The following is a 13788-nucleotide window of genomic DNA, read 5'->3' on the forward strand; positions in this document are numbered from 1 at the left end:
TCCTCATCTTCCTCACGACGCATCTCGCCGTGAGACGGATTTGGCACCTTCCCTAGCCGGGAGCCTCGCGGTGACGATCAACGGTGATCTACGAGAACCGGCTGGAGGGTTGCCGGGGCTTCATCGGGCCGTGTCCCTCTGCCCCTCTGGATGAGCGGTATGCGGTTGTGGACGACGGAGACCCGGTGTGCGTGGGGCGTCCGCGTTGCTCAAGACTGTAACCGACGGCCAGGACGGTTGAGATAGTCGTCCGAACCGCGAGATGGATCACAGAGGTGAGGAGCCGCAGACCGTGCTGGAAGAAGTCGAGCGCTGGCTGAGCGAACGCTCCTGGTCCGTGACCGACCGCCCGCTGCACCGGCTGCTGGCGGCCAAGAGCGCCACCGGCCAGTCGGTCAGCGTCGTTCTCCCCGCGCTCAACGAGGAGGAGACGGTCGGCGACATCGTCGCGGCGATCCGCCGCGATCTGGTGCGGCGGGCCCCGCTCGTCGACGAGATCGTGGTCGTCGACTCCGGTTCGACCGACCGCACGTCCGAGGTCGCCGCCGCGGCGGGCGCACGCGTGGTGCACCGCGACACGATCCTCCCCCGGCTGCCCGCCGTCCCCGGCAAGGGCGAGGTGCTCTGGCGCTCGCTGCTGGTCACCGACGGCGACATCGTCTGCTTCGTCGACGCCGACCTGAGGGAGTTCTCCTCCGACTTCGTCTCCGGCATCGTCGGCCCGCTGCTCACCGACCCGGACGTGCAGCTGGTCAAGGCCATGTACGACCGCCCCCTCGGTACCGCGGCCGGGCAGGGCGGCCGGGTCACGGAGCTGGTGGCCCGCCCGCTGCTCAACATGCACTGGCCGCAGCTGGCCGGCTTCGTCCAGCCCCTCGGCGGCGAGTACGCGGCCCGCCGCTCCCTGCTGGAACAGCTCCCCTTCCCCGTCGGCTACGGCGTGGAGCTCGGCATGCTGGTCGACGCCCTGCACCTGGTCGGCCTGGACTCCCTCGCCCAGGTGGACGTCGGCGTCCGCATCCATCGCCACCAGGACGGCCGGGCCCTCGGCCGCATGGCCGCCGCGATCTACCGCACCGCCCAGCTCCGGCTGGCCCGCGGCCACCTGGTGCGCCCCGCGCTCACCCAGTTCGAGCGGACCGGCGACGGCTTCGAACCCCGCACGTACTCGGTGGACACGGAGGAGCGGCCTCCGATGGCGGAGATCGCGGAGTACCAGGCGCGGAGGGTGGCCTGACGCGGACGGCCCTGGACGGTCGGCCAGGGGGCATCCGGCCGTATACGGCCGTTCCGCGCGTTTGAGCGTTTATGGGTCGGGCTAAGTTGAGGCGTATGGCTTCCACGCAGGCTGTTCAGGGTGCTCAGGTACTGGTCGCGTCGAATCGCGGACCCGTCTCGTACACGGTGGGCGAGGACGGTTCGCTGCGGACCAAACGGGGCGGCGGCGGACTGGTGTCCGGGCTGTCGGCGATCGGTCCGGAGGCGGGGGCGCTGTGGGTGTGCTCGGCGCTGTCCGACGGCGACCGCGAGGCCGTGCGGCGCGGGGTCGGCGAGGACGGCGTGCGGATGCTGGACGTCCCGGCGGACGTGCACGCCGACGCGTACAACGGAATCGCCAACTCGGTGCTGTGGTTCGTGCACCACATGCTCTACCAGACCCCGCTGGAGCCGGTCTTCGACGCGGAGTTCCGGCGGCAGTGGGCGTCCTACGAGGCGTACAACCGCGCCTTCGCCGAGGCGCTGGCCGAGGAGGCGGCGCCCGGGGCGGCGGTGCTGGTGCAGGACTACCACCTGACGCTGGTCCCCGGGATGCTCCGCGAACTCCGCCCGGACCTGCGGATCGGTCACTTCTCGCACACGCCGTGGGCGCCGCCGGAGTACTTCCGGATGCTGCCCGACGACATCGCCGGCCAGGTGCTGCGCGGGATGCTGGGCGCCGACCGGCTGGGCTTCCTCACCCGCCGCTGGGCGGACGCGTTCACCGCGTGCTGCGAGCGGTTCGCGGGCGGCCTCGGGGACACCCGGATCGGCGTGCACGGGCTGGGGGCCGACGCGGACTTCCTGCGCGCCCGGTCCCAGGAGGCGGACGTGAAGGAGCGGATGGCCGCGCTGCGGGAGGAGATCGGCGCGGCTCCCGACGGCGGTGCGCGCAAGACGATCGTCCGGGTCGACCGGACCGAGCTGTCGAAGAACATCGTGCGCGGTCTGCTGGCGTACCGGCAGCTGCTGGAGGACCATCCCGAGTGCCGCGAGCGGGTCGTGCACGTCGCCTTCGCCTACCCCTCCCGGCAGGACCTCGCGGTGTACCGCGACTACATGGCCGAGGTGCGGCGGGTCGCGGACGGGATCAACGAGCGGTACGGCACTTCGGGCTGGCGGCCGGTCGTGCTGCACCTCGAGGACGACTTCGCGCGCTCGCTGGCCGCGTACCGGATGGCGGACGTGGCCCTGGTCAACCCCGTCCGCGACGGCATGAACCTGGTCGCCAAGGAGATGCCGGTCGTCTCCGACACGGGCTGCGCGCTGGTGCTGTCCCGGGAGGCGGGCGCCCACGAGGAGCTGGGCGAGGACGCGATCACCGTCAACCCGTACGACGTGGTCGACACGGCGCGCGCCCTGCACGAGGCCCTGACCATGGGCCCGGCGGAGCGGACCGAGCGCAGCAAGCGCCTGGCCGCGGCGGCGACCGCGCTGCCGCCGGCGCGGTGGTTCCTGGACCAGCTGAACGCGCTGCGGGACGGGCCGGGGGACGGCACCGCGACCGGCCGACCGGCTGACGGCTGACCGGAACGCGACGGCACCGGTCCTCACGCAGGCGTACGGGTGCCGGGGCGTGGATAGGTTGGCGGTATGGGCAACCCAACGGATTCCACGGACCCGAACGCGACGGCCCCGGACGCCGGGGCCCCCGGTGCCGCCGACGGCCTGCCGGCGCCCGCCACGCGGACCGGGCGGGAGGCGCTGGAGGCGCTTCTGGCCCGGCCGGGACGGGCGCTGGTCGCCCTCGACTTCGACGGGACGCTCGCCCCGATCGTGCCCGACCCGGAGCAGGCCCGCGCGCACCCCGACGCGGTGCCCGCGCTCGCCGCGCTCGCCCCGAAGGTGGCGGCGGTCGCGGTCGTCACCGGGCGGCCCGCCGGGGTGGCCGTGCGGCACGGCGGCTTCGCGGGCGTGCCCGGTCTGGAGCACCTCGTCGTGCTCGGCCACTACGGGGCCGAGCGCTGGGACGCGGTGACCGGCACGGTCACCGCACCCGCCCCGCACCCCGGTGTCGCCGCCGCCCGCGCGGAGCTGCCGGGGCTGCTCGACCGGGTCGGCGCGTGGCGGGGCACCTGGATCGAGGAGAAGGGGCGGGCGGTGGCCGTCCACACCCGCAGGGCCGCCGACCCCCAGGCCGCCTTCGAGGCGCTGCGCGAGCCGCTGACCGACCTCGCCGCCCGGCACGGCCTGATCGTCGAGCCCGGCCGCATGGTCCTGGAGCTGCGCCCGCCCGGCATGGACAAGGGCGTCGCCCTGGCGGAGTACGCCCGTGAGATCGGCGCCGAGTCGGTGCTGTACGCCGGGGACGACCTGGGCGACCTCCCCGCCTACGCCGCCGTCGACAAGCTCCGCGCCGACGGCACCCCCGGCCTGCTGGTGTGCAGCGGCAGCGACGAGGTCACGGAGCTGAGGGAGCGCGCGGACGTGGTGGTCGACGGCCCGGCGGGGGTGGTGGCGCTGCTCCGGTCCCTGGCGGCCCGGATCGGCTGACGGCGCCGTCAGCGCTGGGCGCGGCGGGACTCCCGGACGCGGCGCAGGCGGTTCACCGTCACCGGGTCGTGGGCCAGCGCGCGCGGGTCGTCGAGCAGGGCGTTGAGGAGCTGGTAGTAGCGCACCGGGACCAGGCCCAGCTCCTCGCGTATCGCCCGTTCCTTCGCGCCGGGGCCGGGGAAGCCGCGGCGTTCCAGCGCGAGGATGTCCTGTTCGCGTCGGTCCAGCCGTTCCTCGTCCATGGTCCGCACCGTAGCCCCTGCCGCTGACAGCCGGGAGGGGCACCAGGGTCAGGGCGGGCCGGGAGCGGGGCCTACTCCGCGCTCTCCGCCCGCGTGGCCGCCGCCTGGATCGCGCCCAGGACGCCCGCCGGGCTGCCGCCCGGGGCGACCGCCTTGCCGATCCTCTTCTTGATCTCCGCGCTGACCGCGGCCCAGGAGGTGGTGCCGACCGGGTAGAGCTCCGAGGTCGGCAGCTGGTCGAGGAAGGGCTCGAGGTCCTTGTCCTGCCCGGACGCGCTCATCGCCCGGGAGGCGGAGTTGGTGACCGGCAGCAGGTCGTACTCGCGGGAGAAGTCGAGCACGTTCTCCTCGCTGTAGACGAAGTCGAGGAACTCGCCGACCTCGTCGCGGTGGCCGTTCTTCTTGAAGGCCATCATCCAGTCGGCGACACCGAGCGTGGACCGGCTCTCCTCGTCGGCGCCCGGCGTCGGCACCATGCCGTACTCCACGCCCTTCTTCTCGGCCATCTCCATCAGCGAGGGGTGGCCGTTGAGCATGCCGACGTCACCGGCGGCGAACGCGGCGAACGCCTCGGCCCGGTCGAGCTCCCCCGGTGCGACCGGACCGGTCAGGCCCTTGCCGACCAGCTCGTTCTTCAGCCAGTTGAACGTCTCGACGTTCTCCACGGAGTCGATGGTGTACGCGCCCATCAGGTCGGTGTAGCCGCCCTCGCCGCTGAGCAGCCACTGCATGGTCTCGGCCTGCGCCTCCTCCGGGCCGAGCGGCAGCGCGTAGGGGTACTTCACGCCCTCGGCCTTGAGCGCCTCGGCGTTCGCGGCGAGGTCGTCCCAGGTCTTCGGCGGGGTGAGGCCGGCCTCGGCGAACAGCTCCTTGTTGTAGAACAGCACGCGCGTGGAGGAGGCGAAGGGCATGCCGTACTGGATCCCGTCGACCTGGCCCGCCGAGGCCAGCTGGGAGAGGAAGTCCGCCTGGACGGGGATGGAGAGCAGGTCGTCGGCCTGGTAGAGCAGGCCGTCGGCCGCGTAGTCGGCGTACGCGCCGATCTGTGCCAGGTCCGGCGGGTCGCCCGCGTCGACCATCTCCTTGACCTCGCGGTCGACGTCGGTCCAGGAGTGGACGCTGACGTCGACCGTCACGCCGGGGTGGTCGGCCTCGTACCGCTCGACCAGGTCGGCCCAGTACTTCTCGGAGCTGTTGGCCGCACTGTCGCCGTAGTCGGCGGCGACCAGTTTCAGGGTGACGTCGGAGGAGCCTCCGCCACCGCACCCGCCGAGGACTCCCATCAGTCCCAGTGCGGACACCGCCGCGATCGCCCTTGTCCTGACCCGCCGCTGCACTGCTCTTGCCCCAACTCTGGCGCTCCGCGCCGTCCGAAAGGTTTTCGATAATCGGAACAAGGTCTACACCACGCGAGTGGACTAGACCTCTCCCGGGTCCCCGGGCCACACTGTTTCCCGTGAAACATGTCATCGCCCTCGACGTGGGCGGCACCGGGATGAAGGCCGCCCTGGTCGGGGCGGACGGCGCGCTGCTGCACCAGGCCCGCCGGGCCACCGGTCGCGAACGCGGCCCGGACGCCGTCGTCGCGGACATCCTCGACTTCGCCGCCGAGCTGCGCGCCCACGGCACCGAGCACCACGGCGAGCCCGCCCGCGCCGCCGGCGTCGCCGTCCCCGGGATCATCGACGAGGCGGAGGGCGTCGCCGTCTACGCGGCCAACCTCGGCTGGCGCGACGTCCCGCTGCGCGCGCTGCTCGCCGAGCGGCTCGGCGGCATCCCCGTCGCCCTCGGCCACGACGTGCGCGCCGGCGGGCTCGCCGAGGGCCGGATCGGAGCGGGCCGGGGCGCCGACCGGTTCCTGTTCGTGCCGCTGGGCACCGGCATCGCGGGCGCCATCGGCATCGACGGCCGGGTGGAGGCGGGCGCGCACGGCTTCGCGGGCGAGATCGGTCACATCGTCGTACGCCCCCAGGGCGCCCCCTGCCCGTGCGGTCAGCGCGGCTGCCTGGAGCGGTTCGCGTCCGCGTCGGCGGTGAGCGAGGCGTGGGCGGCGGCCTGCGGCGACCCCGACGCGGACGCGGCCGACTGCGCCAAGGCCGTCGACTCGGGGGACGCACGGGCCCGCGCGGTGTGGCAGGAGGCGATCGACGCGCTCGCCGACGGGCTGGTCACCGCGCTCACCCTGCTGGACCCGCGCACGCTGATCATCGGTGGCGGGCTGGCCGAGGCGGGGGAAACCTTGTTCTCACCGCTGCGGGAGGCCGTCCGGCGGCGGGTCACCTTCCAGAAGCTGCCGTCCCTGGTTCCCGCGGCGCTCGGGGACACCGCCGGATGCCTGGGTGCGGGGCTCCTCGCCTGGGATCTCCTCGAAACCGCCGGATCCCCGGCCCCCTCGACCCCTTCGGAGGTAACCACCTGATGGCCCCCACCAAGGTTCTCACCGGTGCCCGGGTGGTACTGCCCACCGGGACCGTGGACGGCGGCCGCGTGATCGTCGACGGCACGCGGATCGCCGCCACCGCTCCCGAGGAGGCCGAGACGCTCGACGCGTCCGGCCACTGGCTGGTCCCCGGCTTCGTCGACCTCCACAACCACGGCGGCGGCGGGGCGTCCTTCACCTCCGGGACGGCCGACGACGTCCTCACGGGCATCCGCACCCACCGGCTGCACGGCACCACCACCCTGGTCGCCTCCACCGTCACCGGCGACCTGGACTTCCTCGCCCGGCGCGCCGGCCTGCTGAGCGAACTGGCCGAACAGGGCGAGATCGCGGGCATCCACTTCGAGGGGCCGTTCATCTCGCCGTGCCGCAAGGGCGCGCACTCCGAGGAGCTGCTGCGCGACCCGGACCCGGCGGAGGTCCGCAAGCTGGTCGACGCGGCACGCGGGCACGCGAAGATGGTCACGCTCGCCACCGAACTGCCGGGCGGCCTCGACTCCGTGCGCCTGCTGGCCGAGCACGGCGTGATCGCGGCCGTCGGCCACACGGACGCGACGTACGAGCAGACGGTGCGGGCCGTCGAGGCCGGCGCCACGGTCGCCACCCACCTCTTCAACGCGATGCCGCCGCTCGGCCACCGCGCCCCCGGCCCCATCACCGCCCTCCTGGAGGACGAGCGGGTCACGGTCGAGCTGATCAACGACGGCACGCACCTGCACCCGGCCGCGCTGCGGCTGGCGTTCCACCACGCGGGCGCGGCACGGGTCGCGTTCATCACGGACGCGATGGACGCGGCGGGCTTCGGCGACGGCCGCTACATGCTCGGCCCGCTGGAGGTGGAGGTCGCCGACGGTGTGGCCCGGCTGGTGGAGGGCGGCTCCATCGCGGGCTCGACGCTCACCCTGGACCGCGCCTTCCAGCGGGCGGTCACCGTCGACGGGCTGCCGGTCGAGGACGTGGTGGCGGCCCTCTCCGCGAACCCGGCGCGGCTGCTGGGCCTGGACGACCGGATCGGCTCCCTGGAGCCCGGGAAGGACGCCGACCTGGTGGTCCTGGACGCGGACTTCGCCCTCAGGGGCGTGATGCGCCGGGGCGAATGGGTGGTCGATCCCCAACTGGGCCGATCCGTCCCGTAGTCGGCGGACCGTGGCCGGTCCCGGGGGTGGGCCGACCGCCGTCCTTTTGGCATGATCGTGCCTCCGGAGCACACGGCAGGCGCAGGCAAAAGGGGAGGTCGGCCCGGTGATCCTCACGGTCACGCTGAACACCGCTCTCGACATCACCTATCGCGTGCCGGCGCTGCGGCCGCACACCTCCCACCGGGTCTCCGAGGTGACGGAGCGCCCCGGCGGCAAGGGCGTCAACGTGGCCCGGGTGCTCGCGGCCCTCGGCCACGAGGTGACGGTCACCGGCTTCGCGGGCGGCACGACGGGCCGGGTCCTGCGGGACCGGCTCGCCGAGGTCCCGGGCGTGCTGGACGCGCTGGTCCCGGTGTCCGGCACGACCCGGCGCACCGTCGCCGTGGTCGACGAGCGCTCCGGGGGGACCACCCAGCTCAACGAGCCCGGCCCGGTGATCGGCCACGCCGAGTGGTCCGCCTTCCAGGAGGCGTACGAGGACCTGCTGGCGTCGGCCTCGGCGGTGGCCCTGTGCGGCAGCCTGCCCCCGGGCGTCCCGGTCGGCGCCTACGCCTCACTGGCCCGCACCGCCCGGGCGGCCGGGGTCCCGGTCCTGCTGGACACCAGCGGGGCGGCGCTGCGCCGCGGGGTCGCCGGGCGCCCCGACGTCCTCAAGCCGAACGCCGAGGAACTGGCCGAGCTCACCGGCTCCCACGAGCCGCTGCGCGCCACCCAGGACGCCCGCCGCCGCGGCGCGGGCACGGTGGTCGCCTCCCTGGGCCCCCAGGGCGTCCTCGCGGTGACCCCCGAGGGCCGCTGGCGCGCCGTCCCGCCGGCCCACCTGCACGGCAATCCCACGGGCGCCGGCGACTCGCTGGTCGCGGGCCTGCTGGCGGGCCTGGTGGAACGCCTGCCGTGGCCGGACCGGCTGACCCGCGCGGTCGCCCTGTCGGCGGCGACGGTGCTGTCCCCGGTGGCCGGCGAGTTCGACCGGCCGGCGTACGAGGAGCTGCTGGGCCGCGTCGCGGTGACGGCGGAGGCGAACGCGGCCTGAGGCCGACCCGCCGGCCGTGCTGCCCCCGGACCGGCCGTGCTGCCCCCGGACCGGCCGCGCTACTTCTTGACCTGGCCTTCCTTCAGCCACATCTGGTCCACCAGCACGTTGCACTTGTCGCCGTCGGCGCAGGAGAGCGAGATCGTGTTGGTGCCCTTGTTGAGGGTGGGCCACGCGTAGGTCTGGGTCCAGCCCTTGGAGAAGTCGCCGCCCTCGGCGCGGGCGAAGTTGTCCATGTTCAGCTTGGAACCGAACGGCTTGCCGTTGACGGTGAGCGTCATCGACTGGGGCTCGTCGGTGGTGCTGTAGCGGACGAAGACGGTGTAGGCGCCGTCCTCCGGGATGCCGTTGACGGTCCAGGTGACGGAGGAACCCGGCTGGTTGAGGTTGGCCACGTAGCTGCCGCCCTCGGACTGCGCGCCCTCGACGTCCGAGGCGAGGGCCGCGCTGCCGCCCAGGCTCAGCGCCTGCGCGTCGGTCGTCGGCAGCTCGGCCTCCTCCGCCGCCGCGCTCCTGCTGGTCGTCGGGCTCGGCTCGCCGCTCTGGGACTGGGTCGGCGTCGCGTCCGCCCGGTTCTCGCCGCCCTTGTCCTCGTCGCCGCCGATCATCGCCACGCCGATGCCGACCACGACCGCGGCGACCACCGCGATCGCGCCGATGAGCAGGCCCTTGGTGTTCGGGCCGCGGCCCCGGCCGCCCCCGCCGCCGCGGGCCGGCTGCGGCGACTGGGTGGTGGCGGCGCCGCCGGGCAGCGTCTCCGGGGCGGCGTAGTGGGCGTTCGGCTGGCCGTAGACGCCCTGCTGCGGCGGTGCCTGGGGAGCGGGACCCTGCTGGCCGTACTGGCGGGCCCCGACCGGCCGCACCCGGTTGACCGAGTTCGGGTAGCCGTAGCCCCCGGACGGCGGCTGGGCCCCGTTGGCCTGGCCGTCGGCGTAGAGGTAACCGAACGGGTCGTCGTCCTCGGGCGTGCTCGCGCCGTTGTTGCCGGGCGTCATCCCTTGGTGCTCCTAGCTGCGGATCGGGTGCGGTACGAGTGGCTGAGAGAAGCGAGCCTACCCCCACCCGGTGACCCGAACGGGTGACGCAGACCGCATCAACTCCCTGACCTGCGGTTCATCCCGCGCGTCTGTGCTGTTTGGGACGAGATCGTTTCTCGACGTACATCCGTTCGTCGGCGGACTTCAACACTTCGTCCGCCGTCATTCCGCAGTGGGCCCACCCGATGCCGAAGCTGGCCCCGACCCGCACGGCCCGGCCCTCGGCCCGGATGGGCTGGATGATCTCGTTGCGCAGCCGTACGGCGAGGTCCTGGGCGTCGGCCCGGCCGAGCCCGTCGGCGAGGATCACGAACTCGTCGCCGCCGAGCCGGGCGACGGTGTCGCCGTCGCGGACGCCGTTGCTGAGCCGGCGGGCGACCTCGATGAGCACCGCGTCCCCCGCGTTGTGCCCGAACCGGTCGTTGATCGACTTGAAGCCGTCGAGGTCGCAGAAGAGCACCGCGAGCCCCTTGGCTCCGTCGTCGGCCTCCCCGGCGGGGGCGACGGTGTGCACGTGGTGGTCGTAGCCGTCGTACGCGTCGGCGCCGGGCGGGAAGTCGAAGTCGTGGCCGCGGTCGAAGGCGGGCGTGCCGTGGGCGGCGTCCTGGGAGTCGAAGGACTCGTAGGAGTCGAAGGACTCGTAGGGGGCCAGGGAGCCGACGGCGGCGGGCAGCGTGCTCTGCGGCTGCTGCCGGCACAGCCGGGCGGAGAGCCGGGCGCGCAGTTCGGCGGAGTTCGGCAGGCCGGTCAGGGAGTCGTGGGAGGCGCGGTGGGCGAGCTGGAGCTCGCGGCGCTTGCGCTCCTCGATGTCCTCGACGTGGGTGAGCAGGAAACGGGGCCCGTCGGCGGCGTCGGCGACGACGGAGTTGCGCAGCGACACCCAGACGTAGGTCCCGTCCCGGCGACCCAGGCGCAGCTCGGCGCGCCCGCCCTCGGCGGAGGTGCGGAGCAGGGTGCCTATGTCCTCGGGGTGGACGAGGTCGGAGAAGGCGTAGCGGCGCATCGCGGAGGCGGGGCGGCCGAGCAGTCGGCACAGGGCGTCGTTGGTGCGCAGGATCCGGCCGTGCTGGTCGCCGCCCATCTCGGCGATGGCCATGCCGGAGGGGGCGTACTCGAAGGCCTGCCGGAAGCTCTCCTCGCTGGCGCGCAGCGCCTGCTGCTCGCGCTCCAGGCGGACCAGGGCGCGCTGCATGTTGGCACGCAGACGCGCGTTGCTGATCGCGATGGCGGCCTGGAAGGCGTACATCTGGAGCGCCTCGCGGCCCCAGGCGCCGGGCAGGCGGCCGTTGCGCGGGCGGTCCACGGACAGCACCCCGAGCAGTTCGCCGGAGGTGCCGCCGCCCTGCGGGCCGGGCGCGTACATCGGGGCGAAGAGGCGGTCGGAGGGGTGCCACTCGTCCTCGAAGCGGGGCGCGGGACCGTCCGTGTACCACTGCGGGACGTCGTCGTCGTCGAGGACCCAGCCCTCGGTGTGCGGGATGAAGATCAGGTCGCCCCAGCGCTCGCCCATGCCCAGACGGCGGTCCCAGGACTCGCGCGAGCCGACCCGGCCGGTGATGAGGGCCTCGGCGGCGGGGTTGCCGGCGAAGGCGGCGACGACCAGGTCGCCGTCGGGGCGCACGAGGTTGACGCAGGCCAGCTCGTACCCGAGGGCGTTCACGACGCCGTCGGCGACGGTCTGCAACGTGTCGGCCAGGCTGCGGGCCGTGTTCAACGCGGCCATGACCTGGTGCAGTTGTCGCAGGGACGCAAGACGGACGTAGGGTTCCGACTCGGTCTCCATGCTCGCCCTCCCCCCGAGACCTCGGAGTGAATCAAGGGTTCTCTTCGGCGCCTTTCCGGATGGTGCCCTGGCAGCTTCCCCGCCACTGAATCACAGCGCGCTGCCCACTCGGTACACAGGGTCAACAATTCCTACCTCTTGTGACTCAAGTCACAGGCAAACGTGAACAATTGCGTTGCCTTTCCGCGGTTTCCCCGTGCGTTTACCGAACACAGTCTTTGTGGCGGTTGTGCACGACCCGTGTCCGTCCCGTGCCGGATCGGGCCCTACCGGATCGGCCGCTGGTCCTAGGCCCCCGCTCGGACCGGGGTCCGATGCGGTGCGTGCGGAGCGGAGATTAGCGTTTGGGCCGTGCCGAACACTCCAGCCGCCCTCTCCGCGATCACCCCGCCGCCCGCCGCCCGGCATGCTGAGGGGGTGAGCAACGACGAGTTCCGCGCCGCCATGTCCCGTCTGGCCGCCGGTGTGGTCCTGGTGACCGCGCAGGAGCCGCCGCTGGACCCGGACGACCCGCGGGCGCCGGCCGGCGAGGACGCCGGCATGACGGCGACCGCGTTCATGTCGGTCTCCCTGGACCCGCCGCTGGTGCTGGTCAGCCTGCGCGAGGGCTCCCGCATGGACGACCTGCTCGACGAGCAGCCCCTGTGGGGGGTGTCCGTGCTGTCCGAGAGCCAGCGGCACATCGCGGGCCGCTTCGCGATGAAGGGACGCCTCAGCGACCGGCTCCTCTTCGAGGACATCCCGTACGTCCGGGGCGAGTACACCGGGGCCCCGCTGGTGGGCGGTGCGCTGGCGACCCTGGAGTGCCGCACCGAGCAGCGGGTGACCGCCGGGGACCACACCCTGGTGATCGGCCGCGTCCTGACGGCCCGGCTGCCGAGCGCGGACGGGGGTCCGCTGATGTATTTCCGCGGCCGTTACCGTCAGTTGGGCTGAACGTCGACGAGCGGCACCGTCTTTCCGGTCGCGAAATTCCTTTTACCGGGCGGGATTCCCGTGCCTAGGGTGCACGGATGACGACGACCGCACTCCGCCTCGAAGAGATCACCCCGAAGAACCTCAAGGCCGCCCTCGGTATACGGGTCCGCCCCGACCAGGAATTCGCGGTCGCCCCGGTGGTGAACTCCCTCGCCGAGGCCTACGTCCACCCCGACGCCGCCTGGCCCCGCCTGATCATGGACGGCGACCGCGCGGTCGGCTTCCTGATGGCCTTCCTCGACATCGACTGGCACGAGGACGGCGGCAGCGTCATCCGCTCCGGCCTGTGGCGGCTGAACATCGCGGCGGAGGAGCAGGGCAAGGGGTACGGGCGGTTCGCCGTGGAGTCGGTGGCCGCGGAGCTCCGCCGCCGGGGCGCGACCGAGTTCTACGTCACCTGGGAGCCCGGCGACAACGGCCCCGAGGGCTTCTACCTGAGCCTGGGCTTCCGCAAGAACGGCGAGGTCGCCGAGGGCGAGACGGTGGGCGTGCTGACGCTGGACTGACCCATGCCGCTCCCCGCCCCGGCCTGCCGCTCCCCCGGCCGCCCCGGGCCCACCACCCGGACCCGCCGACGGCCCCGGCCCCCGAGCCCGACAACCGCCCCCAGCCCACCGCCCGGACCCACCGGCCGCCCCGGGCCCACCGGCCGCCCCGGGCCCGCCGACGGTCCCGGCCTGCCGACCGCCCCGCTCCCCGGCCCTCCCGGCCCCGCCACTCGGGCCCCTCGGTCGCTCCAGGCCCGCCGACGGCCCCGGCCCCCGAGCCCGACAACCGCCCCCGGCCCACCGCCCGGGCCCGGGACGACCTTCCCGGGCCGCCGTTCACCCCCAGTGCCGCGCGGAGCGCCCCCGCTTCGTCTCCGAGCGCTGCTTCTTCTCCCGCAGCCGGCGCTCGTTGATGCCGCGCGGGACGCGGGTCGGCCTGCGGGGCTTGGGCGGGGGCGCGGTGGCCTCGGCGAGCAGCGCCGCGAGCCGCACGGCGGCGGCCTCGCGGTTGCGCCACTGGGAGCGGTGCTCGGAGGCGCGGACGGTGACGACGCCTCCGACCAGCCGCCCGGCCAGCCGCTCGAGCGCCCGCTGCTTCCACACCTCGGGCAGCGCCTCGGTGCGGGCCAGGTCGAAGCGGAGCTCGACCTGCGAGTCGCTGGTGTTCACGTGCTGCCCGCCGGGCCCCGACGACCGCGAGAAGCGCCACATGAGCTCGGTCTCGGGCAGACAGACGGAGCCGCGGACGGGATAAGGACCGGACATGTGGTCCATGGTCCCGCCACTGACCGGTCCACGTCACCCGAATAAGTCGCGTAAAGAAAGTAAAGAGACCCGGAACCTCGCGTACCCCTCTCCGCGTTCAAGGGGGTAGCTGTAGCTTCTAGCCGTACGCAAA

At 73.6% G+C, this 13788-nt stretch carries 13 protein-coding genes and 1 riboswitch; of the genes, 8 read left to right on the top strand and 5 right to left on the bottom strand.

The window, feature by feature from the left end; genetic code table 11:
• Window positions 1-157, bottom strand: a riboswitch (SAM riboswitch).
• A 135-nt stretch (window positions 158-292) separates the two neighbouring features.
• From FHS37_RS21750 to otsB, 3 genes are all read left to right on the top strand, one after another.
• The gene (locus FHS37_RS21750) at window positions 293-1237 is read left to right on the top strand and encodes a glucosyl-3-phosphoglycerate synthase (RefSeq protein WP_184823805.1); all 945 of its coding nucleotides are present in this window, start codon (window positions 293-295) and stop codon (window positions 1235-1237) included.
• 95 nt (window positions 1238-1332) lie between these two features.
• On the top strand, window positions 1333-2784 hold the full coding sequence (locus tag FHS37_RS21755; RefSeq protein ID WP_184823808.1) for an alpha,alpha-trehalose-phosphate synthase (UDP-forming): 1452 nt from the start codon (window positions 1333-1335) through the stop codon (window positions 2782-2784).
• A 66-nt stretch (window positions 2785-2850) separates the two neighbouring features.
• Entirely contained in the window at window positions 2851-3750 is a 900-nt protein-coding gene (gene otsB / locus FHS37_RS21760) for a trehalose-phosphatase (protein WP_184823809.1), read from the top strand.
• A gap of 8 nt (window positions 3751-3758) precedes the next feature.
• Here the strand turns inward: otsB and FHS37_RS21765 are convergent, their stop codons facing one another.
• Both FHS37_RS21765 and FHS37_RS21770 read right to left on the bottom strand, forming a co-directional pair.
• Complete coding sequence (locus FHS37_RS21765) at window positions 3759-3992, bottom strand: DUF3263 domain-containing protein (RefSeq protein WP_184823811.1); 234 nt, start codon at window positions 3990-3992, stop codon at window positions 3759-3761.
• Window positions 3993-4063: 71 nt separating this feature from the next.
• Window positions 4064-5329 (bottom strand): extracellular solute-binding protein, encoded by a 1266-nt coding sequence (locus tag FHS37_RS21770; protein WP_229890053.1) that lies wholly within the window; start codon window positions 5327-5329, stop codon window positions 4064-4066.
• A 119-nt stretch (window positions 5330-5448) separates the two neighbouring features.
• Here FHS37_RS21770 and FHS37_RS21775 point away from each other — a divergent pair, with 119 nt between their 5' ends.
• The 3 genes from FHS37_RS21775 (at window position 5449) to FHS37_RS21785 (ending at window position 8604) form a co-directional block, all read left to right on the top strand.
• Window positions 5449-6411, top strand: a complete 963-nt coding sequence (locus FHS37_RS21775; RefSeq protein ID WP_184823813.1) for an ROK family protein — start codon at window positions 5449-5451, stop codon at window positions 6409-6411.
• Window positions 6411-7568: an N-acetylglucosamine-6-phosphate deacetylase gene (gene nagA, locus FHS37_RS21780; protein ID WP_184823816.1), complete on the top strand. Its 1158-nt coding sequence runs from the start codon at window positions 6411-6413 to the stop codon at window positions 7566-7568. The genes FHS37_RS21775 and nagA overlap by 1 nt, the downstream gene beginning before the upstream one ends.
• A gap of 106 nt (window positions 7569-7674) precedes the next feature.
• Window positions 7675-8604, top strand: a complete 930-nt coding sequence (locus FHS37_RS21785) for a 1-phosphofructokinase family hexose kinase (protein ID WP_184823817.1) — start codon at window positions 7675-7677, stop codon at window positions 8602-8604.
• 59 nt (window positions 8605-8663) lie between these two features.
• On the opposite strand, the gene FHS37_RS21790 is transcribed toward FHS37_RS21785, so the two are convergent.
• Both FHS37_RS21790 and cdgB read right to left on the bottom strand, forming a co-directional pair.
• The gene (locus FHS37_RS21790; RefSeq protein WP_184823819.1) at window positions 8664-9599 is read right to left on the bottom strand and encodes a carbohydrate-binding protein; all 936 of its coding nucleotides are present in this window, start codon (window positions 9597-9599) and stop codon (window positions 8664-8666) included.
• A gap of 118 nt (window positions 9600-9717) precedes the next feature.
• Entirely contained in the window at window positions 9718-11424 is a 1707-nt protein-coding gene (gene cdgB, locus FHS37_RS21795; RefSeq protein WP_184823826.1) for a diguanylate cyclase CdgB, read from the bottom strand.
• Between the two features lie 351 nt (window positions 11425-11775).
• On the opposite strand from cdgB, the gene FHS37_RS21800 reads away from it, so the two are divergent.
• Window positions 11776-12360 carry a flavin reductase family protein gene (locus FHS37_RS21800; RefSeq protein WP_184823828.1) on the top strand — a complete coding sequence of 195 codons (585 nt, stop codon included), beginning with the start codon at window positions 11776-11778 and terminating at the stop codon, window positions 12358-12360.
• A gap of 77 nt (window positions 12361-12437) precedes the next feature.
• A complete protein-coding gene (locus FHS37_RS21805; RefSeq protein WP_184823830.1) occupies window positions 12438-12908 on the top strand; it encodes a GNAT family N-acetyltransferase in 471 nt (156 codons plus the stop codon).
• A gap of 318 nt (window positions 12909-13226) precedes the next feature.
• On the opposite strand, the gene arfB is transcribed toward FHS37_RS21805, so the two are convergent.
• The gene (arfB, locus tag FHS37_RS21810; protein WP_184823833.1) at window positions 13227-13664 is read right to left on the bottom strand and encodes an alternative ribosome rescue aminoacyl-tRNA hydrolase ArfB; all 438 of its coding nucleotides are present in this window, start codon (window positions 13662-13664) and stop codon (window positions 13227-13229) included.
• Window positions 13665-13788 lie beyond the last annotated feature (124 nt).

Source organism: Streptomyces griseomycini, assembly GCF_014203535.1.
In the GTDB taxonomy this organism is placed as follows: Bacteria; Actinomycetota; Actinomycetes; order Streptomycetales; family Streptomycetaceae; genus Streptomyces; species Streptomyces griseomycini.

Bases quoted from the DNA above. Each gene is read 5' to 3' on its own strand.
- FHS37_RS21755 (WP_184823808.1), top strand. From the start codon at position 1,333: ATGGCTTCCACGCAGGCTGTTCAGGGTGCTCAGGTACTGGTCGCGTCG.
- otsB (WP_184823809.1), top strand. From the start codon at position 2,851: ATGGGCAACCCAACGGATTCCACGGACCCGAACGCGACGGCCCCGGAC.
- FHS37_RS21765 (WP_184823811.1), bottom strand. From the start codon at position 3,992: ATGGACGAGGAACGGCTGGACCGACGCGAACAGGACATCCTCGCGCTG.
- nagA (WP_184823816.1), top strand. From the start codon at position 6,411: ATGGCCCCCACCAAGGTTCTCACCGGTGCCCGGGTGGTACTGCCCACC.
- FHS37_RS21790 (WP_184823819.1), bottom strand. From the start codon at position 9,599: ATGACGCCCGGCAACAACGGCGCGAGCACGCCCGAGGACGACGACCCG.
- cdgB (WP_184823826.1), bottom strand. From the start codon at position 11,424: ATGGAGACCGAGTCGGAACCCTACGTCCGTCTTGCGTCCCTGCGACAA.
- FHS37_RS21805 (WP_184823830.1), top strand. From the start codon at position 12,438: ATGACGACGACCGCACTCCGCCTCGAAGAGATCACCCCGAAGAACCTC.
- arfB (WP_184823833.1), bottom strand. From the start codon at position 13,664: ATGGACCACATGTCCGGTCCTTATCCCGTCCGCGGCTCCGTCTGTCTG.